The following is a 19,645-nucleotide window of genomic DNA, read 5'->3' as shown; positions in this document are numbered from 1 at the left end:
TTCTAAAAAACCACCTCCCCCACACGCGCGGGGGGGGGCCACCCCCCGCCGTCATTTTCCCACACCGGCCCCCCCCCCCCCCCCCGCGGGCCCCCCCCCCCCCCGCCCACGGAGTGGGGGAAGGCGTTAGCGAAACGCGCAGCCGCAAGACAGGCACAACCGGGCGAGCAGGAAAGCTCAGGCATGCGGCATTCAGGCGGAAGCATTGCTTCGATGAAAGGTCGCCCCCCACTCCGTCGAGCTTCGCTCGCCAACGGGGGAGAGGAAAGGCGCGAGATTTGCCAACCGATCACGCGCGGCCGGCTCGGCATGACAATTTTGCCACTTCGCTGGGCCCCTGCACGCCTCCCGACTCTCCTCAAACGATCTTGACGCGCCGCGTGACCTGGCCATTGCTCTCCCAGTATGTGTGCTTCTTGGCAATCAGGGGATCGTCCATTGCCGGTTGAACCTGTCCCGTGGTGCTGACCGCGCGCGAGGTCACCGTGTGTTCTCCCGGCGAGGGGTTTGCCCAGGGCAGGGACCAGATTTTCCAGGCGTGTTCGGCCTCCTCACTGTGGTCGATGGTCGCCGGCGCCCAGGGCGCTTGATCGATTTGCACATCGACCCGGTCGATCGGTGCCCCCCAGGCCGCGCCGACGATGGCGTAGTCCGAGCCTTTCTTGGTGACCTTCGCGGGTGCCGACTTTAGCAGCGCCCGGCCCACCGAGGTCTCGGCCCAAACGGTCTCGCCATTGTGGTCTTCCTCGCGGATGGTGACATAGTCACGGGCCATCAGAAGGCTCATGAACCTTGTGTCGCGAACTTCGATGCGTTTCAGCCACTTGACGTTGGCGATCCCGTACCAGCCCGGAGCAATGAGCCGCAGCGGGGCACCGTTGGGCGCCGGCAAGGCGGCGCCGTTCATTTCATAGCAGAGAAGATTGTCGGGGCTCATCGCGTCGGCGAGCGACATGCTGCGAGCGAAATTCTGCTTCATCTTCACGTCGCGTATTGCGACCTCGCTTTCGTCAGTACCGAAAAAGACGACCTCGATGCCCTTCTCCAGAACGCCGGCTTCCTCGAGGATCGGCGCCAGCGGCGTCCCTGCCCAGCGGGCATTGCCGATGCCGCCGGTGAAAAAGGGAAAACCGTGGTTGCCCGAGCATTCCACCGTGAAAACCACCTCTTGGCGCGGCCGCGCCCTGATGTCGGCGAGCGACAGCTTCAAGGACTTCTTGACCAGGCCATTGATCTCCATGGACCATGTCTTCTCGTCGATCGTCGGTCGATTGAAATGCGAAATGCTGAAGAACTTGTCGTTTGGCGTTATCCAGCTATCCAGATCCTCCCAGACAAGCTGCGATTGGATACCTACCGGATCGGGATTTTTGGTCGGCTGATCCAGCCACGGAACGACTTCCTCGCCCGCCTGTGTTGGAAAAGCGTAAGTGCGACGCGAAAGAGCAGCGATTGCGACAAGAGCCGCGCTTCCCCCGACAAGAAGTTCTCTGCGTTGAATGCTATGCATGTTGTTTACCTCCCAGTTGATCCGGAACAGGCTGCAACGTGCGTTAGGCCGTAGCCTGATGTCGGATAGGCGGCACAATGAAAATCATGCCCAGCCGGAAGTATCCGGATAGGTCAGACAATCACCGACGCACCTCAAGCATATGTTGGGCGAAACTCTGGCATGCGTTTCGCAATCCAAGAGTGCGCCTTTGAAAAGGACGTGTCCACAACTTGGACGGGACATGACAATTTTGTGGCAGACCGATTTGCTGTCGTGCCGGGATCATTGCTGCTCAGATCGCGACGGGCCGGCCGGGGCTTCGGTGGGCGCGCAAGGGCGGAGGCGCCGAAGTTGCGCCGCCGGGATCGCCGGGTGGCGCGTTCCGACGTGCTGGAGGTCGAGGTGTTGGCGGTGCGCACCGGCATCTCGGGCGATGAGGTGCAGACGACAGGCTGGGCCGCGCGGCGACCGAGCACGCCCGAAGCCTCAAGGCCAAGCGGAAATCCTGATGAGGGAGAGCGAAATGACCCGAAAACTGAAAGGCGGAAAATACCGGCTCTATTCGCGGAAACAAGAAGGACGAAAAGACCGGCAAAACGGCGTAGCCTCGGCACATTCGATATCCGCGAGGCAGCGGAGAAGCATGAGCGCGAGGTGCAGTATTTTAAGCGGCATTGAGGGGGTGGGCGGTGGTGCCTATAATGGTAGTCGTGCGCTGAATGGAGCCCTCGGTCTTAATCGTCGCCGCTGTCTTTTGTGCCAAACAGCACGTCTAGCCAAGTCTTAGCCTTTCGTCCTTGGACAAGCTCACTAATCTTGCGAACATATTCACGATCGTTAGTGTTTGAAAATAACCTCAAAGCCGGCTCAAGCGCGTCTTGAGTGCTCTTTTCAGAAGATCGAATAAAGTCAGCGACAGCCTTGCGTCCGAGTTCCAAAAAGGAATCTAGTACTGGGGTTACTCCGCCCTCTAGAGCTGGTCGCAAGATTTGGCGAACAAGGTTTTCCTTCTCCCTTTTGCTCTTTTCCCCTACACGCACTACGCTCGACAGCAACTGAGGAGCCAAGCGTGACGCAAGGTTTATTGTTTCTGCTGTTACTCCATCGACGTGTTCGCGGATGAACTTGAAGAACTCAAGATGGTAACCTGCGTCAACAGTTTTCATCGCTGTATCATACTCCGCAGTCACATGTGAAGGAACGATTGAGCCATCAAGAACACCAAGAATAAATTGGGCGAATGAATCTTTAAGAGCAGTTGAATCTGGTTTGTACCCGGATGACTTGGCTTTCTGGAACATGAGGAGCGCAAGGTTATCTCCAGATGTAAGATGATCTAGCCATTCGACTTTTGAAACGTCGTCCAGCAACGCAGTTACCCCAGCATGAACGGCCTTCCACTCGCGATCCGACAAATTCTTAGTGTCCACTAAGATGTCAGGCGGATATGATTCAGCTCCAAGCTTCGCCAACGCATTCGTTTCGATCAATGTCCCGAGTTTTGGAAGCAAGCCATCGAAAGCTGCACCGAGCACCTGTTTCAGATATTGGTAATATTTGAACAGGTCACCGGCGTTGACCCAGGGTGCTCTGTCTCTTGCGAACGCCGCCCGTATCACTGAGGTGACAAATGTATTGCTGGGATTGGCGGCTCCGAAGGCTATCCAGCGAGGTAGGCGGTAGATTGCAACGGCTTGCTCCGCGACAATTGTGTGTTGCTGTGGCGTCAGCACGGAAGACCCATCCAATATCTTACCAAACCACGCAAACTCGTCCTGCGCGCTAGCGACTTTAAGGCCGTTTGGGGCAGCGCGGACGGGGGATGGCAAACCTCCTGCCAGATACATGTCGGATGCTAAGAACGCTGCGTGAGCTACTCCCTCGTCGTCTAGCTTTTCCGAGAACGCGAGGAAAAGGTTCTCGTAAAATGTCGAGCTACTGAATAACAAGGAGAGGTCAATGTTCTTGCTTTTTGCGATACCCGTATATGAAAATACCCTACTAAGCAGAGACACGCGATCTGCGATCAACCCCTCGTCTTCCAATATCTCGCCCACTAGCGATAATACCAAATGGGTCGCGATGCTTATCCATTGCTCGTCTGAGACTATTGAGGCAGTTTTGAATTCGGCAAAAGCTGCTAAGCTGTCGGCTGTTTGGTCGACCGCTAGTGTCTCAAACAAGTCGACATGCGATGACAGGTCTATCGAAAATTTCGCGACCTTGGTCATGCTAACTGAGGTCGTTCGTGTTTCTGCCGCGAAGCCAAATAGAAAAAGAGGATTCGAAGGTAGGGTGACCTTCTTAAATGAAGCGTCAGGCAGTGAATTACCGCTAGCCTCTCGCATAGCTTTCGAAAATTCCGACAGGAATCGCACAAATTGTCGGCCCCTAGATTGATCGAGGTTGGCGCCCTCTGCGATCCCAATGGACGCAGCTTGTAGAAAATGATCAGCGACGCGTTGGCGGTCATCTGGTAGGCAAACACCGATCAATTTTTGATATAGAGTCGCCTCACGACCCAAATTCAGAAAAGGAAGATTACAAAAAGATTCCACCATCGATTTATTCAGATGGAATGCCGCCTCTCCGCGATAGATTCCAAGTAGATCTGAAATATTGCTCACTACGACGCTAAACCGACCACTGCTGGTCCATTCGCTGGTGTTGTCGGAAAAAACTTCGTTGAGACGCACATCAAAGCCAGGAGCTTTGGAAAGATCGATCAGCTTATTCGATGACTCTGCAGCCGCCGCACTCTTGATTTCACCATCAAGGAGGATTTGGAACGCTAGCTCAGGCTCAACGTTAAACAGGATCGCAGCAAGGTTTTTTTCTAGATTCTTATCTCCTGCTAAGGATCTGAGATGATCATCAACTAGGTTTTCCTTTGCGAGTGCCGATGGCTTATTTTCCAGCTTGTTCTGCACTGCCAAGTACACGGCAACTGTAGGCGCTCCAATCTGTCCACCATGCAGAACGTAGAGTCCTGCCAATTCGTTGATGTACGAAATAACTTGGCGCGGAGTCGCGCGGCCGCCACCGGCGTCTATGATCCAATTGAATATGAGATATACGCGAAAAAGCGCGTCCTCATCACTTAGGTCAGGAAGCGACTGTGCCATCTTATCTTTGAAGAAATCTCGGGTATTTGACATGACCGGAGGAGCGACTGTCAAAATTTCGTCAAAGGTTTTTGCGAAAATTTCCTTTGATTTCAGAGATGAATTTGGATTTTCTGTCTTGTCATGCGGCTCTGATGAAGACGCAGGTTCTATCAGGCGGCGATCATAAGGTACAATTGCGGTAATATGGTTGTTGGTCGTGGCGGGTGCCTCGGAGTGTGTTCGAGAAAAAATCGAGCGGACTAAGGCCCAATACTCGGTTATTTCATTTGGTGGAAGCCGATCGATGTTATCCAGAACCATAACAACTTTGTTATTTTGATCCTGTATCGTGACTAGTATCTCCCTCAGAATGGATTGGAACTCGAAATCGTTGGGGTCTGTTTCCCGAATATATTGCGTAACCTTCTGATGCTCATATTGTTTCGCACCGATCAAGAGCGTTCGAGAGAGCGCAAAGCGAAACCTCGCCCATATAGTCGTACCCTCCGTTGGGTTGGTGCGATACTTTAGAATCGCAACCGTAAAAGTGACAATTAGGAAGCCATATACAAGAATCATTGGAGCGGAATATAAATATTCTGACTGATTCTTAAGTATCGTTAGTTCGTCAAATTTGGACTTACTCCATAGAACATATATTGGTATGAATGGGACGGATAGAAGAACGGCAATCCCGTACCAATCTAGTATTAAGTTATTGTCCGTATCCACTTCTCGGATCTTGCCGCGAATTTTGTTTTCTAAAATAGACAATTTATTTAATTTCTTGGGAAACTCAATTTTTGCCCATGATATGAAGTGCTCCAGGAAAGACCGCCTGAACGCTGACCCTTGGGATTTCCATATATCGAACGCGAAAAATGAGAAATTAATTTTGCCGTTCCCATTCGACTGATGGAGTTTTCGCTCGGCAATTCCAACAACACTCGATTTTCCGCTTCCCCACGGCCCGTCCAACCCTATTGCGCGGTCTGCATCCTTGAAATTCCGTATTGCGGAGGCCAAAGCGGCCGCAGTTCTGTCGTGGCCTTGGCCATGAAATAAATCTTCCTCAGACGGCTCATCAAGGAGAATATTTCGACGGATGTCAGCCTTGCTCATCACGAATCCCTTCACTGCCTTCACGTGGAGGCTCGAGGTGCCTTTTGGGATTGTTTGGGGCTCAACCCACTAGCTCGTCACTCACCCGGCTACCTCCTTCAGGTAAGCCTACGTCTTCGGCGTGCCGCAGCGCCCCTTGAGAATGGCGATTTCGGCCTCGTGGTCGCCCCCCGACATGGACGCCACCGGCACGCCGATAAGGAAAACTCCCAACGCATCTCCGGTCGAAGCCTTGTTCTGCTGGTTTGATAGGACGGCAAGACGCTGTCTGTCAGCCTGGGTGCAGGGACCTGAATTTGGAATTCCCGATATCTTGTCCGGCGGTGTGGCACATCCCGCGAGACTGGCCAGCACCGATAGTGTCAATACAGTACGTTTCACAATTCCCCCACTTTCCAATAAAACCCACCCGGCAACTACATTACGCGGTGCATGACATTGCACAAGTAATCGGCGAAGCGTCATACACGACTATTTTTGACAATCTGCGCCGATATCCCGCGCACTGGCCGGTCGTTGTGATTGTAAATGGTGTTGTTGGCGGCAGTGGCTGATTCCGCGAAGCTGTCGAACATGCTCGCCGCAAGCGTCCAACGCGAGGCAGTCAGGAACCACCGTTTCGGCGCTCTCTCCAGCCCCTCGCATTAACCATTCGTTAACCATTCCCTCGCTAGCGTTTACCTCTCAGTAAGGATTCGCAGCCAGTGACCTTTGCCGCCCCCCTCGAGGCCAAATCCATTCGTTTTCGCGCCCGTTCCTTCGTCGCTTTCACATTGACTCCGGAAGATCCCTTGGCGGCCTGGCTGGAGGGGCTGGATCACTGGATTGGCAACTCGCCCGGCTATTTCGCCGGGCGGCCGGTGGTGCTTGATCTCAACACCTTGAAGCCCGATGTCGCCGCGATCGAATCGCTGGTCGACGTGCTTGGCCATCGCGGCATCCGCATCTACGCCATCGAGCTCGACGGCCACACCGCACTCGAGCCTAACCTGCCGCCGGTGCTGGTCGGCGCCAAGGAGGCGACGACGGATGGGTTGCTGCCCGGCCGTAAGGCGCGGGAGGATGTTTCCGGCATGTCAGAGGGCAAGGCCGAGGGCAGGGCGCCTGAAGCCGGCCCGGACAAGGACAAGGGCGGCAAGGCTGGCGCAAGCAAGGTGGACGAAAGCGAGCCGCAGCTTGCGCAGGAGGCTTCGGGCACGCTGATGATCAAGGCGCCGATCCGCTCCGGCCAGGCGATCGTGCATCCGCATGGCGATGTCATCGTGCTCGGCTCGGTCGCGTCCGGCTCGGAGATCATCGCGGCGGGCTCGATCCATGTCTACGGCACGCTGCGCGGGCGCGCTTCGGCGGGTGCGCTGGGCAACACGGGCGCGCGCATCTTCTGCCGCAAGAACGAGGCGGAGCTGCTGGCGGTCGACGGCTGGTACGTCACCGCCGAGGAGATGGAAGGCATTTCGCGCGGCAAGCCGGTGCAGGCGTTTCTCGACGGCGAGGGCCTGCGCGTCGCGACACTGAGCTGACATTCGACTGATATCGGGCGGCCGGGCCGCCCGCTAAGAACAACAAACCAACAACGGAGGCTTTTTTCATGGGCAAGGTAGTGGTGGTCACCTCGGGCAAGGGGGGCGTCGGCAAGACGACCTCGACGGCGGCCCTTGGTGCCGCGGTCGCCAAGACCGGCAAGAAGGTGGCGCTTGTCGACTTCGACGTCGGCCTGCGCAACCTCGACCTGATCATGGGCGCAGAACGCCGCGTGGTGTTCGACCTCGTCAACGTCATCCAAGGCACGGCGAAGCTGTCGCAGGCGCTGATCCGCGACAAGCGTGTGGAAACGCTGTTCCTGCTGCCGGCCTCGCAGACGCGCGACAAGGATGCGCTGACCGAGGAGGGCGTCGGCGAAGTCATCGACAAGCTGCGCTCGGTGTTCGACTACGTGTTCTGCGACAGCCCGGCCGGCATCGAGCGCGGCGCGCAGCTCGCCATGCGCTTTGCCGACGAGGCGGTCATCGTCACCAACCCGGAAGTGAGCTCGGTGCGCGATTCCGATCGCATCATCGGCCTGCTCGACGCCCGCACCATGAAGGCCGAGCAGGGCGAGCAGATCGCCAAGCACGTGCTGGTCACGCGCTATGACGCGGCGCGTGCCTCGCGCGGCGAAATGCTGTCCATCGACGACGTCTTGGAAATCCTGTCGGTGCCGCTGCTCGGCATCATTCCCGAGAGCCAGGATGTGCTGCGCGCCTCCAACCTCGGTTCGCCGGTGACGCTTTCGGAGCCGCTCAACACAGCGGCCCGCGCCTATCTCGACGCCGCCAGGCGGCTTGAGGGCGAGGAATTGCCTGTTATCGTGCCCTTCGAACGCAAGGGCTTCCTCGATCGTCTTTTGGGAAGGAGGGCGGCATGAACCTGCTCGACATCTTCAAGCGGCGCTCCAGCGCGCCGGTGGCGCGCGAGCGGCTGCAAGTGCTGCTCGCCTATGAGCGCCGCAACCGCAGCCAGCCCGATCTCGTCTCCATCCTGCGCGAGGAGATCATGGCCGTCATCGCCAAGCACGTGCAGATCGACCAGGATTACATCCAGGTCTCGATGGACCGCGGCGAGACCATGTCGACGCTGGAAATCGACATCCAGATCCCCAACAAGAGCGCCGTGCCGCTGGCCATGGCGGGGTGAGGCCAAGGTAGGGGAGCCGCGATCCTTCGCGCCCCCCTCTGTCCTGCCGGACATCTCCCCCACGGGTGGGGAGATTGGCAGTTTCGGCGCCCCACCTTTTCTTGCGACGCTGGCGATTGGCGAAAGCCCGCATGACGTCCAATCTCCCCCCGTGTGGGGGAGATGTCCGGCAGGACAGAGAGGGGCGCTGTCCCGCCGGCAGCACCAGCCTCGCACCCTCACATCGCGTCGCTCGCACCCATCCCACCCCAAATGTCCCAAATTAACTTCGTGCCAACGGGGGGCTTCCCCTGCGCAATTAGTGGATGTAGGCTATATTAGTAATTCGTTAAGTTCCCAGTTGAGGTGTGCGTAAGGGGAGTTCGGTCATGAACTTCAGAGGCCTGATCAAGCGTGCTGAAGAGGTAGATAAAGCAGTCCAGGACCTGCAGTTCGAATTGGCGGACCAGGATCTGCAGATCGAATTGGCGGACGCGCTGGATGCAAGTCTCGACGCCGAGGATCTGGCGTCGCCAAAGAGCGACGATGTCCCCGATCCCCCCGCAGGACCAGACGACCCGCCACCCGAGGCCAATGCGGCAAATGCGGATGGTGCGAACAACGCGGTCAGTACGGACGATACGGAAGGGTCCGAAACCGCGCCACGACTGACGCCCCATACCCAGACCCGACTGGCTGCATTGAGTGCCTTTGAAGGGCTCTTCCATGACGCCAGGGATTATCTGGAGGAGATCAACGACAAACTGTCGGAGATCGGGACCTCACACCATTTGACGCGCGAATTCCTCAACATCCTTCACAGCGACATTCTTCGCGCCAACGAGCTGGAGCTGGTAAATGCCGGCCTGGCCGCCGAACAAAGAACGCTGTCGGAAAAGCTGCACGACGCGGTGAGAAAGCTGCGCGAGCGTGAAGGCGCTTTCGACCTGCTGCAACAGCGCGAGACAAGCCTGGTTCAGGAGAGGGAGGCGCTTCGTGCGGCGGTTGCCGCGACAAGGCTGGAACTCGTGGAGACAGCCAATGCGAACGCAAAACGCGAGGCGGAGTTCGGCGACATCGCCAAGCGGCTGACCGGCAGAACGGTCGAGGCCAACAGGCGCCTGCGCGAGAGCAAGATGCTGCGGGAAAAGCATGTCAGCCTGTCGATCGAGCTCGACAAGGCGCTGAAGCGGGAATCCCAGGCGCGCCACAGGCTCGACGAACTCTCGACGATCCATGCCAGCGAAGCCGCGCGGCTTGCGGAACTGCTGGCCGCGCTCGGCAAGAGCGAGAAGGAGGAGATGCGGCTCCAGAAGTCGCTTGAGGCCGCACAGGCGAAGCTGTCGGAAACAACCGAAGCGGCCCGCATGATGGAAGGCGACAGGGAAGCCGAGCTGGCCCGCAGTCAGGCGGAAATACGCGGGTTGGGTTCGGAGATCCAGAATCTGCAATCGCGACTGGAGCAAACCTCGAACGAGAACAGCGACGCCGCCAGCGAGATCGCCAGGCTCAAGAGTGAATTGAACGACACCCTGGCCGAAAAGAAAATCGCCGATGAAAGATTGTCCGCTCTCACCAACGAGAACGAAAGCGACAAGACAAGCCTTTCGAAGTTGAACGCCAATCTTTCACAGCTTGCGCTGCAACAGGCATCGGAACAGATACAGTTCGATGTCCAGAGGCAGGAGTGCGAGGACCTCAGGGCCGAAATCGTGTCGCTCAATGCCCGGATCAAGGAGTTGCTGCCCTACGAGCGGCTCCACAAGGCCACCAACGGCAGACAGCGCGAGGGTGAGGTGGTCGAGATTGCCGGCGTGATGGCGGAGAAGGCACGGGCAACGGGCAGGCGGCGCACCCGCAGGACCCTTCGCGCGGCGACTTAGCTCGTCATTCCAAGGTTCTCCGCGACGTCGCTTCGCCGGCCGGAGGTGGCCTGGACGACAGCGCCACGAGGGGAGGCCGGCACCTCATCCGGAGAGTAAACCAATGGGGCACCGGCCAGGCGGATCGACAGGTCCGCCGCACAGGCAAGCTAGCGTGCCTCAACTCCGCAAGGCATTGGTGCGATCACGGAAGGTGTCAGCGGCAATCTCCTGGACTTCTGATTCGAACCATGCGGCGACCGCCCAGCCGGCAGGCCACGAACGCCTGCGGGAAGCGATCGCGTGGCCCTCGTTTTAATGCATGTCGTTGATCCAAAAACCGCTGCGCACTTTTGCGCGACATGCATCAGTCGAGCGGTTCGTGCTGGTAGAGCTCGTCCATGCTGAGCGATGCCAGGGCGCCGAAAGGTGCCTGCTTTTTCACCCGGCCGCCGCTGAGGATAACCACATCGTCGCAGAACGAGATGGTGCTGTGATGGTGGCTGATGACGATGGTCGTGCGGCGGCCGGCTCTCGACTTCAGGGTCTCGACGATTGCCGCTTCCGACAGCCCGTCCACCGCATTGGTGGCTTCGTCCAGGATGAGGAGATCGGGATCGCGCACCAGCGCCCTGGCCAATGCGATCCGCTGCCTCTGTCCCGCCGACAAATTGACACCCCTGTAGCCAACCAGCGTCTCGTAGCCCTGAGGCAGCCGTTCGATGAATTCATGCGCTTCGGCCAGTCTTGCTGCGCCCTCGGCGTCGCCGACTGTCGCCGCGTCCTGCCCGTAGGTTATGTTTTCAAAAATGGTGCCATCGACCAATTCCAGCTCCTGGCTGGCCAGGGCGATGTGCCGTCGCCACCGGCTGGCGTCGATCCGGTCGAGCGGCGATCCATCGACCAGAATCCTGCCGGTGTCCGGTTCCACAAAACGGCACAGGAGGTTGACGATCGTCGTCTTGCCGGCGCCCGAGCGGCCGATCAGCGCCGTCGAGCGGCCACTGCCGACTTCGAACGTCGCCGAATGCAGCACCACTTCACGCCGGTCCGTGCCGGAATAGGTGAAGGTCACATCCTCGAACCTGATGCCCTGGCGCAGACCGTGGAACGGCCCGTCGCCTTGCGGTGGTTGCGGCTTGCCAGTGGGATCCAGCATCCATGTCACCTCTTCGAGCGATCCGCTCAGGCCTTGCAGCTGGCTCCACGACCCTTGCAGGGCCCGCATATGCGGCTGCAGCCTGTAGAGCAGTATGACGAACGCGATGATCAGCGGGAAACTCACTTGCGCCAACCAGGCGCCGATCACCACCGCCAGGAACAGCATGGCGTGGAGAACCTCCGTCAGCGGCGGCAACGCTCCCTGGCGTACAAGCAGGGCGAAAGAGGCGCGGCGAACAGCATCGGACGCTGTATCGAATATCGCCTTCTCCCGGTTCTCCTGTCCGAAGATGCGGATCAGCCGTCCGGCATGCACAAGGTGGAGCATCTGCGAGGCGAGGTGGCCGTTGCGCGAAGCGACGCTGCGGCTGGGCTCCTTCAGATTGGCCGAGAGGATGGCGTGCGCGATCTGGACAATCGCCAGTCCGAGCGTGACCAGCAGCGTCATGCGCCACGAAAGCAGCAGCAGGAAAGCCAAGAGGATGATGGCGGCCGATGCGCTGACGATGGCCGACAGCATGATCTGGATCGCATCGGACGCCCGCCAGGATTCGTTGGAGATGATGTTGAGCAGCCGTCCCGGACTCTGCCGCAGGAAGAAGGGGTAACCGACCCGCAAGAGCTGCTCCGACAAGGCGCTGCGGATCGAATGACTTGCCTTGCCGGAGATGAAGGTCGTCAGCAGCGTGTTGGCGAAGGCGAAGACGTTCTTCAGGACGATCGAGCCGAGGATGGCGACCGAAATGGTGACAAGCCGGTCGCGTTCGCTCAAGCCCGATCCGACGTGCTGGAGGACAGCGGAGAAACCGGCCATTCCCGCCGCATCCCCGTGTCCCATGATGATGCCCAGCAACGGGATGATCAGGCCGATGCCGAACCCTTCGAGGGCAGCGCTGACCAGACCGAGAACCACCACGGCCGGAAGCAGTCGCAGTTGCCGCTTTCCGAACGCTCGGAACAGCATCGGCAGGCTTGGCGGTAGCAATGGCATTATAGCATTTCACCTCGCCTGGGCATTGGCTTGTTGATCTTGCCGCAGCGGCTCAGCCTGCGGCCGTCTCGCCAGCAGGAGAACCGCGAATCTGGCCGCGCCGAGCAAATTCATGGAGACGATCGGCCAGTGCGACAGGTTGAGTTCACGATCGAACGCAGGCCCGCCCGCCAATTCGCGAAAAGCCCCTCTTGCGGCCCAGTAGAAATGGCGAAGCAGCCAGGGCGCATGGCGAACATGCTTCAGGCAGAGCCCGCCATTGCCCAGGCTATAGTCGCGATGCAGCTTTTCGATGGCCTTGCGATCCCGCCGGCCGTGATGATGGAATATCGTCATGTCAGGCACATACTCGACCGGGATGCCGAGCAACATCGCTCGCACGAGGTAGTCGGTATCCTCGGCCGACCGCAATGGTCCGCCGGCGCCGAAGCGTTCGTCGAAATAGCCGATGCGGGCCGCGACATCGCGGTGCATCGTCATGTTGCAACCCAGCACAAAACCGCCGGGATGGACATCCGGTGTCAGCCGCTCGCGCACAAGCGACCGCTTGATGGTGAACGGCAAATCCCTGGGATCGCCAAGCTCGACACGGCCTCCCCGGATGAGCCATCGTTCCCCGGACGCATAATGTCGCTCCAGATCGCGCAAATAGTCGCAATGGACCGCGCAATCATCATCGACGAAGACCAGCACGTCGCCCCGCGCGCGCCTCAGCCCGGCGTTGCGGGCAGCCGCCAATCCTGGGCGCGGCTCGTAAACGGGCGTGAATGGAATGTCCGACAGTTCGGCGATGCTGGCGAGGCGTTCGGCCGTGCGGTCGCTCGAACCGTTGTCGACGACCACGAGTTCGGCCGCGAAGCCGGCATGTGCACGGCACGCGGCCTGCACCGACTTGATGCAGGCCTCCAGCACTGCGACACGATTGCGCGTGCAGATGATGAAGCTGACTTCCGGCGCCGAGCGTTCCGGGCGAGGACCGGCCGGAGCAAGGCCAAGCGCCGTCGAACGATCGCGCTGCAGGGGTTGGTGGGTTTTGACGATCATCCTTCAGCCCGCCTGATAAGGTGCCAAAACCGCCGCGGCGGGCGCGGATTTGAAGAAGTATGCCATGGCGTCCGCTTGCCTGCTGGCCGACAGCGAGGCAAGGCTGAGCCAGGGCGCCCAGGCGCCGGGCCGCAGTGCATATTGCTCGCGGCGCCGGATGACGTTCCACTTCGCGGTCCGCGTCAGCAATTCATGCGTCAGCGGAGGCTGCCTTTCGTCGGCTACGAGCTGGTAGAGGAAATAGAACAGGTTCAGCGCGCCGGCCTCGAAGCTCGGCCGGGTCCCGGCCGGCAGCGAGCGAATCTCCTCCTCCAGCGCGACGATGAAGTTGGCCGCGCGGGTAACCGTATCGTGGCTGACCGCATCGCCAATGTCGCGCAAGTCCCGCGTGGTTTGCGCCAGGCCCTCGCGCTCGAGGTTCTCGGCCACGATCCGCAAATGCGTCCTGCGCATCTCCTTGACGTGCCGGCTGGTCACGCTTGCCTGATGGACGCGGTACACGACCAGGTTCTCGGGCATCATGGCTGCCGGGTAACGGCCGGCCAGCCGCCTGAAAAGATCGAAATCCTCGGCGTGCCTGTAGGTCTGGTCGTAGTGGAGAACGCCGTCGTTGATGATCTTCCTGTTGTAGACCACCGTCGGGTGCATGAAGATCGTGAAGAACATCGCCAATATGGGGATGCGGCCGAACTGGAACACCGGATCGGGCTTGCCCCTGGCGATGCGGCCGCGGATCAACATGTCGACGCCGGCGCCGCAGAAGCCCAACTCGGGCCGCCGTTCAAACAGCGCCACCTGGCGCGACAAGCGCCAGGGATAGGCGACGTCGTCGGCGTCCATCCGCGCGACCAGCTCGCCCCGGGCGACCGCCAGCCCTTCGTTGAGCGTCGCGACGAGGCCGCGGTTTTCGCGCGAGATGATCGAGATGCGGCTGTCGGCCTCCCGGCATCGCTCGAGGATCTTGAGCGAATTGTCGGTTGAACCGTCATCGATCGCGATGATTTCCAGGCGGCCGTAATCCTGCCGCAGGATGCTTCCCAGTGCGGCGGCGAGATAGGGCCCGGCATTGTAGACCGGCAACAGGACGGAGACGAGCGGCGCGGCGGTCATTGTCTTGCATCCGTTCGCTGGAGGTCGAGCGATGGCGTCCGGCCATCGGGCGATCCGCCGGCCGCCCTCGCGAGCCAGCCGCCATGGCCGGCCTGCGCGGCATGGACGCGTGCGACATAGGGGAAGTGGCGCTTGAGGCTATTGAGCGGCCTTTCGAAAACCGCCCAGGAAATCGAGGCCACGACGATCGTGGCGGCGCTTGCAACCAGGAACCGCCCTGGCCCTTGCTCCGAGACGTTGAGCGGAATCCAGGGCTGCGACTTGACGGCGAGCGACAGCAATATCGGATGATAGAGATAAACGCCGTAGCTGATGCGGCCGAGACCAAGCAGTGGCGGCAGTTCGGCAAGCTTGCCGATTGTGCCGCCAAGGCCGCGCGAACAGGCGGCGACGATGACCATCAGCGGCACCAGGGGCAGGACTTGCCGCACCAGCCAATGGACCCATTCCAGGGTCGGATCGGCAGGCGCCGGGACAAACCACTCGATCATCAGGAATGCGGCCGCGAAGGCAGGCCAGCCGAGCCGCATCCATTGCGGCAGGCCGGCGCCCCTGGACCGCCAGCAGGCAAGCAGCGCCCCCGACGCCAGCGCATCCATGGACGCAGGCGGCAGCAGGTCGCGCGCCAGCGCCGGGGTGGCGGTGACCGGCCAATAGAAGCGATAGGCCAGCGACAGCGCGATGACGCCGATGCAGATCATCTCGAATCGACGGCGTGGGGCCAGCAGGACGACCAGCGGCCAGGCGAGATAGAACTGCTCCTCGATGCTCAAACTCCAGAAATGGCACAGCACCCAAGGGTTCCAGTCATTGCGCAGCGCATACCAGAAATTCGACAGATAAACCGCATGCCAGACCAGCGATCCCCTGGACTGGTCCAGGTCGACCAGCCAGACGAAACCCAGGACGGCAAAATAGGGCGGGAATATCCGCAGCGCGCGCCTGATGTAGAAGGATCGCAGCGCGGGGCCGGTTTCAAATTCGGCCGCCGAACGCGCTTCCAGGAGCAGGCGCGTGATCAGGAAGCCGCTCAGCACGAAGAACAGCCGCACGCCGATATGACCCCAGAAGGAAGATCCTCCCGCCGCGAAGAAATGGGAATACAACACCATCGTCACGGCGATGGCTCTCAGTGCATCCAGTTGGATGTCGCGGGCGTTTCCCATCAGCGGCTTCCGCCGGCGTTACGCCAGCCGGCCGTTTCGAGCGGCGGGCCAAGGCGGACGAGACCCGTCAGGGCGCCGGCACCGTCAAATCCGCGCCTTTCGAGTCCGATCGGGGCGAGTCCGATCGGGCCGGGCTCGAAATCGACGGACGGACAGCACAAGTTGGTCAACCTGGTGGGCTCCTCCACGGCGTATGTCCAGTCGCAAACGAGTCCCCCGGGGAATGGTTCGGCTATGGCATTGTGCGGCGCAACACAAAAAATCTACCCGGCTGAAATACTTATGTGAGCAAGCGCTAAAAATTGACATAACCGGTCATCTCTCGCCGGTTTTGGCGATTTTTCTCAGATTTTAAATCCTATGGTTTAAGTCGTGTCGATATTCCCGCTTCGGTTGATTGGGAATATGTCTTGGCCTATGGGAACAAGAAAGCCCTGGCTCTTTGGCAAATCACCGAAATTTCGCAATCTATATTTATACTATATGGATTCGATCATGTTTCCGCGGAGAAATTAGTCGAAGTCATTGGCTTGCGCGGTGCAGCATGGTCGCCGGATTTTCGTCGGTTGCCGCACGGCCCGCGGCTGAGCGGGGCTCTGCCGTGGGCCGCCAGCCCTCACACAGCCTCGAACACCACCGTCTGCTCCAGCCCGCCGCCCCGGCGGTTTTCCAGCGTCACCGTGCCGCCGTAGCGCTCGATGATTTCCTTGGCGATGGCGAGGCCGAGGCCGGCGCCCGGAATGGATTGCAGCCGGCCGGGGTCGACGCGGAAGAAGGGTTCGAACGCTTTGTTCAGCAGCTCCGGCGGAATCCCCGGCCCATGGTCGGAGATGGTCAGCACGGCGCGGTTGTTCGCCACGGCAAGGTCGATGCGGCACGCCTTGCCATGGGTGGCGGCGTTGACGATCAGATTGCGCAATGCGCGGCGCAGGCCGAGCGCGCCGGCCCGCACGCAAACCTTGTCCAGGTGCCCGATGGAGACGGGATGGCCGAGCGACACCATCTCGGCTTCGATATCGCGCACCGTCTTTTCCAGGTCGACCGGTTCGACGGCGTCCTGGTTCACCTCTTCGCGCACCAGGCGGATGGCGCTGTCGGCGATGCGGTCGAGCTCGTCGAGGTCGTGAAGCCATTTATCGCGCTCGTCGTCGAGGAACTCGGCGCGCAGCCGCATGCGCGTCATCGGCGTGCGCAGATCGTGGCCGGCGGCGGCGACCAGCCGCATGCGGCTTTCCATGGCGGTTCGCAGCCGCGACGAGAGCTGGTTCAGCGCATGCGCGGTGGCCTTGACCTCGGCCGAACCCACTTCCGGCACCGCCGCCAGCACGCCATCCGATCCGATCTTGGAGACGGCGGCCTCCAGCATCTCGAGCGGCCGGATCAGCACGGAGGTGAAATAGACCGACACCGCCGTGGCGCCGGCCACGATCAGCGAGATCCAGCCGGCCAGAACCAGCCATTCGCGCCGTGGCGGATTGATGTGGGGAACCTCCATGATCGCCCAGCGATTGTCGGGCAGGCGCACCGATGCAAGCTGGCCGGGTTCATCCGCCTTGTCGTTGACGACGGCCAGGACATCGAGGCCCCGGCGGCGCAATATGTCGTTGAGCATCGCCGTTTCCGCGCGATCCACCTTGCCGCCGGCCGGATGGTCGCTGAATTGCACCCGCAGGACGTCCGGGATCGGGCCGGGCAGAAGCCCCACCACCAGTTCCATCTGTTGGGCGACCCAGGGCACGGTCAATTCCGGAGGCGGCCCGCCGCCCCGAACGCTGATGACGGCGGCCGTCGCCAGGGCGACCACGCCGACGATCGAGGCGACCAGCAGCAGGATGAGGCGCCGGCGCAGCGAGTTCACGCCTGGCTCTCCACCGTGTCGACGCGCGCGGTGAGCTGGTAGCCGCCGTTGCGCACCGTCTTGAACAACGGCCCGTCACCGGTATCGCTGAATTTGCGGCGCAGCCGGCTCACCAGCACATCGACCGAACGTTCGAGCGGGTCGCGCTCGCGGCCTTGCGTCAGGTCGAGAAGCTGGTCGCGTGACAGCAACCGGCCGGGACGGTCGAGAAACACCTGCAGCAGGTCGAACTCGGCGCCGGTGAGGTCGACGGACACGCCTTGCGCGTCCGTCACCTTGCGGGTGTCCGGCTCCAGCCTGTAGCTGGCAAAGCGGTAGACACGGGCGCGCGGCGGCGCAGGCACTTCATCGGGCGTCGAACGCCTGAGCACGGCGCGGATGCGGGCGGTGAGCTCGCGCGGATTGAACGGCTTGCCGAGATAGTCGTCGGCGCCGAGTTCCAGGCCGATGATGCGGTCGACATCTTCCTTCAGCGCCGTCAGCAGGATGACCGGGATGTGCGGCTTGCGGTCGCGCAGGCTACGGCAGATATCGAGTCCCGAGCCGTCCGGCAGCATGACGTCGAGCACGATCAGGTCGAATTGGCCCTGGCCAAGCTTCTGTTCGCATTCGCGCCGGTCCGCCGCCGCCGAGACGCGAAAGCCCTGGCCGTCGAGATAGCGCTGGAGAAGCGTCCTGATCTCGCGGTCGTCGTCAACGACGAGGATATGGGGTTGTGACTGCATCATCGTGCCCTTGCCCGTGATTGTAGGGGCTTGGCCGCGATTATAGGGAGAGCCGCGCCCAAGCGGCATGGAAAATTGCAACTGAATGTTTCCGGCCGGCGCGTGGAAACATTCGGAAACAAATTGCCCTTTTGCGGAAACCTTCGGCAACACGCCGACGCGAAGCGGACAAACACGCTTCCTATCCTCTCATTTGTCCGAAGCATGAGAGAAAGGAACACCGTCATGCGAAGCAGACTTCTTGCGCTCGGCCTGTTTTCCATCGCCGCAATTCACCCCGTGCTGGCGGCACAGCCCGATCGGGGCCTCGGCGAGGCGCCACCGGTCATGGCAATGCAGGATGGACCCGACCATGGCCCAATGGCTTGGTTCGGCCAGAATGGGCCCGGACCGCATGGACCGATGCGGCATGGTCCGCAGGGTTTTGGCCCGCAGGGTTTTGGACCGCAAGCTTTTGGACCACAAGGTTTTGGCCCTCGCCGCATGGGGCCGCCGCCGGAATTCATGCTGGCGGCCCGGCTGGCCGCGCTCGAGACCCGCGTCGGCATCCGCACCGAACAGCTCGACGCCTGGCGCGACTATACCAGCGCGCTGCAGGCCGTGCTTTCGCCGCCGCGGTCCGACCATGGGCGGCCCGATGATCCTGATCGTCCCGGAGGTCCTGAAGCGAAGGTTCCCGACGCGGTGGGTCTCGGCGGCAAGCCTGATCCCTTCGCCTTCCAGGAAAAGCTGGCAGACGACGTCACTGCTCGCGCGGTCTCGGCCGGCAAGCTGAAGGAGGCGATCGCTGAACTGCGCGCTAAGCTGACGCCCGAACAGCTCGAACTCCTCGCTTCGGCGGAACCTCCGCATGGATCCCCCCCCGGTCCCTGGGACGGCTCGCCGAACGATGCAGCCGGCCCCAGAGGCCTGCCCAACGATGGCAGGCAGCTCCCGTCCCAGCCCGGGAACGACTGATAACCCTGACCGGCTGCACCGGCCGGTCCGGTACCCAACCCGTTCTCGGGCCGGCCGGTTCTTCAGGGATGGCGGCTCCGCCATCCCTCGTTTCAGTCCAATTCGAATCACGCATGGAAGCACGACAATGTGGGAAGCCATGATGATGCTGCGACTGCTCGCGTCCGCCAGTCCGAGATTGTCGCTCGGCCATGCCGGACGCGGCCTTCCGCTGTCCGAGCGCGCCATGCCGCTGGCCCTGCCGGTCGACACGCTGAAGGGCGCGATCCGCCTGAGCTTCGCCGCCTGGCGGCTGTCGCTTCCGCTTTCAGGTTCGCCAAACAGCCACGGAAACCATGACCGCAAGATCGCGTGAGACTCCGGCAAGGTGGTTGGCATGTCGCCGCTGATCGGCATAA

The 19,645-nt window shown here is 60.7% G+C and carries 15 protein-coding genes; 7 read left to right on the top strand and 8 right to left on the bottom strand.

The window, feature by feature from the left end; translation table 11 throughout:
* Window positions 1-358: 358 nt before the first annotated feature.
* On the bottom strand, window positions 359-1,510 hold the full coding sequence (locus NKI38_RS23390; protein WP_352661248.1) for a sulfite oxidase: 1,152 nt from the start codon (window positions 1,508-1,510) through the stop codon (window positions 359-361).
* Window positions 1,511-1,672: 162 nt separating this feature from the next.
* On the opposite strand from NKI38_RS23390, the gene NKI38_RS23385 reads away from it, so the two are divergent.
* Window positions 1,673-2,170 (top strand): hypothetical protein, encoded by a 498-nt coding sequence (locus NKI38_RS23385; RefSeq protein ID WP_352661259.1) that lies wholly within the window; start codon window positions 1,673-1,675, stop codon window positions 2,168-2,170.
* Between the two features lie 56 nt (window positions 2,171-2,226).
* On the opposite strand, the gene NKI38_RS23380 is transcribed toward NKI38_RS23385, so the two are convergent.
* Complete coding sequence (locus tag NKI38_RS23380; protein WP_352661246.1) at window positions 2,227-5,721, bottom strand: P-loop NTPase fold protein; 3,495 nt, start codon at window positions 5,719-5,721, stop codon at window positions 2,227-2,229.
* Between the two features lie 704 nt (window positions 5,722-6,425).
* Here NKI38_RS23380 and minC point away from each other — a divergent pair.
* The 4 genes from minC to NKI38_RS23360 all read left to right on the top strand — a co-directional run bounded on the left by minC (window position 6,426) and on the right by NKI38_RS23360 (window position 10,256).
* On the top strand, window positions 6,426-7,241 hold the full coding sequence (gene minC, locus NKI38_RS23375; protein ID WP_352661243.1) for a septum site-determining protein MinC: 816 nt from the start codon (window positions 6,426-6,428) through the stop codon (window positions 7,239-7,241).
* 68 nt (window positions 7,242-7,309) lie between these two features.
* The gene (minD, locus tag NKI38_RS23370) at window positions 7,310-8,125 is read left to right on the top strand and encodes a septum site-determining protein MinD (protein ID WP_352661240.1); all 816 of its coding nucleotides are present in this window, start codon (window positions 7,310-7,312) and stop codon (window positions 8,123-8,125) included.
* Window positions 8,122-8,394, top strand: a complete 273-nt coding sequence (gene minE, locus NKI38_RS23365; protein WP_352486085.1) for a cell division topological specificity factor MinE — start codon at window positions 8,122-8,124, stop codon at window positions 8,392-8,394. The genes minD and minE overlap by 4 nt, the downstream gene beginning before the upstream one ends.
* 368 nt (window positions 8,395-8,762) lie before the next feature.
* Window positions 8,763-10,256, top strand: a complete 1,494-nt coding sequence (locus NKI38_RS23360; protein WP_352661237.1) for a coiled-coil domain-containing protein — start codon at window positions 8,763-8,765, stop codon at window positions 10,254-10,256.
* 346 nt (window positions 10,257-10,602) lie between these two features.
* Here NKI38_RS23360 and NKI38_RS23355 read toward each other — a convergent pair whose 3' ends face one another.
* From NKI38_RS23355 to NKI38_RS23330, 6 genes are all read right to left on the bottom strand, one after another.
* Window positions 10,603-12,387 carry an ABC transporter ATP-binding protein gene (locus NKI38_RS23355; protein WP_352661234.1) on the bottom strand — a complete coding sequence of 595 codons (1,785 nt, stop codon included), beginning with the start codon at window positions 12,385-12,387 and terminating at the stop codon, window positions 10,603-10,605.
* Window positions 12,388-12,396: 9 nt separating this feature from the next.
* Window positions 12,397-13,431, bottom strand: coding sequence for a glycosyltransferase family 2 protein (locus tag NKI38_RS23350; protein WP_352661231.1), 1,035 nt, complete (start codon window positions 13,429-13,431; stop codon window positions 12,397-12,399).
* Between the two features lie 3 nt (window positions 13,432-13,434).
* The gene (locus tag NKI38_RS23345) at window positions 13,435-14,541 is read right to left on the bottom strand and encodes a glycosyltransferase family 2 protein (protein ID WP_352661228.1); all 1,107 of its coding nucleotides are present in this window, start codon (window positions 14,539-14,541) and stop codon (window positions 13,435-13,437) included.
* A complete protein-coding gene (locus NKI38_RS23340; RefSeq protein WP_352661225.1) occupies window positions 14,538-15,707 on the bottom strand; it encodes an acyltransferase family protein in 1,170 nt (389 codons plus the stop codon). The genes NKI38_RS23345 and NKI38_RS23340 overlap by 4 nt, the downstream gene beginning before the upstream one ends.
* Window positions 15,708-16,323: 616 nt before the next feature.
* Window positions 16,324-17,565, bottom strand: a complete 1,242-nt coding sequence (locus NKI38_RS23335) for an ATP-binding protein (protein WP_352661222.1) — start codon at window positions 17,563-17,565, stop codon at window positions 16,324-16,326.
* Window positions 17,562-18,290 carry a response regulator gene (locus NKI38_RS23330; RefSeq protein ID WP_352661256.1) on the bottom strand — a complete coding sequence of 243 codons (729 nt, stop codon included), beginning with the start codon at window positions 18,288-18,290 and terminating at the stop codon, window positions 17,562-17,564. Before NKI38_RS23330 ends, NKI38_RS23335 begins: the two co-directional genes overlap by 4 nt.
* Window positions 18,291-18,515: 225 nt before the next feature.
* Here NKI38_RS23330 and NKI38_RS23325 point away from each other — a divergent pair, with 225 nt between their 5' ends.
* Together NKI38_RS23325 and NKI38_RS23320 are read left to right on the top strand one after the other, a co-directional pair.
* Window positions 18,516-19,247 (top strand): hypothetical protein, encoded by a 732-nt coding sequence (locus NKI38_RS23325; RefSeq protein WP_352661219.1) that lies wholly within the window; start codon window positions 18,516-18,518, stop codon window positions 19,245-19,247.
* 127 nt (window positions 19,248-19,374) lie between these two features.
* Complete coding sequence (locus NKI38_RS23320) at window positions 19,375-19,602, top strand: hypothetical protein (RefSeq protein ID WP_352661217.1); 228 nt, start codon at window positions 19,375-19,377, stop codon at window positions 19,600-19,602.
* The last annotated feature ends 43 nt before the right edge of the window (window positions 19,603-19,645 follow it).

The organism is Mesorhizobium sp. M0621 (assembly GCF_040320745.1).
Lineage (GTDB): Bacteria > Pseudomonadota > Alphaproteobacteria > Rhizobiales > Rhizobiaceae > Mesorhizobium.
Note: the sequence above shows the minus strand (reverse complement) of the source record. Positions and strands in the feature narration are given on the sequence as shown.

What these genes read in the sequence shown, in the direction of transcription:
- NKI38_RS23390 (WP_352661248.1), bottom strand. Translation starts at nt 1,510, where the DNA reads ATGCATAGCATTCAACGCAGAGAACTTCTTGTCGGGGGAAGCGCGGCT.
- NKI38_RS23355 (WP_352661234.1), bottom strand. Translation starts at nt 12,387, where the DNA reads ATGCCATTGCTACCGCCAAGCCTGCCGATGCTGTTCCGAGCGTTCGGA.
- NKI38_RS23340 (WP_352661225.1), bottom strand. Translation starts at nt 15,707, where the DNA reads ATGGGAAACGCCCGCGACATCCAACTGGATGCACTGAGAGCCATCGCC.
- NKI38_RS23380 (WP_352661246.1), bottom strand. Translation starts at nt 5,721, where the DNA reads ATGAGCAAGGCTGACATCCGTCGAAATATTCTCCTTGATGAGCCGTCT.
- NKI38_RS23330 (WP_352661256.1), bottom strand. Translation starts at nt 18,290, where the DNA reads ATGCAGTCACAACCCCATATCCTCGTCGTTGACGACGACCGCGAGATC.
- NKI38_RS23385 (WP_352661259.1), top strand. Translation starts at nt 1,673, where the DNA reads ATGCGTTTCGCAATCCAAGAGTGCGCCTTTGAAAAGGACGTGTCCACA.
- minE (WP_352486085.1), top strand. Translation starts at nt 8,122, where the DNA reads ATGAACCTGCTCGACATCTTCAAGCGGCGCTCCAGCGCGCCGGTGGCG.
- NKI38_RS23320 (WP_352661217.1), top strand. Translation starts at nt 19,375, where the DNA reads ATGTGGGAAGCCATGATGATGCTGCGACTGCTCGCGTCCGCCAGTCCG.
- NKI38_RS23345 (WP_352661228.1), bottom strand. Translation starts at nt 14,541, where the DNA reads ATGACCGCCGCGCCGCTCGTCTCCGTCCTGTTGCCGGTCTACAATGCC.
- minD (WP_352661240.1), top strand. Translation starts at nt 7,310, where the DNA reads ATGGGCAAGGTAGTGGTGGTCACCTCGGGCAAGGGGGGCGTCGGCAAG.
- NKI38_RS23325 (WP_352661219.1), top strand. Translation starts at nt 18,516, where the DNA reads ATGCGAAGCAGACTTCTTGCGCTCGGCCTGTTTTCCATCGCCGCAATT.
- NKI38_RS23350 (WP_352661231.1), bottom strand. Translation starts at nt 13,431, where the DNA reads ATGATCGTCAAAACCCACCAACCCCTGCAGCGCGATCGTTCGACGGCG.
- NKI38_RS23360 (WP_352661237.1), top strand. Translation starts at nt 8,763, where the DNA reads ATGAACTTCAGAGGCCTGATCAAGCGTGCTGAAGAGGTAGATAAAGCA.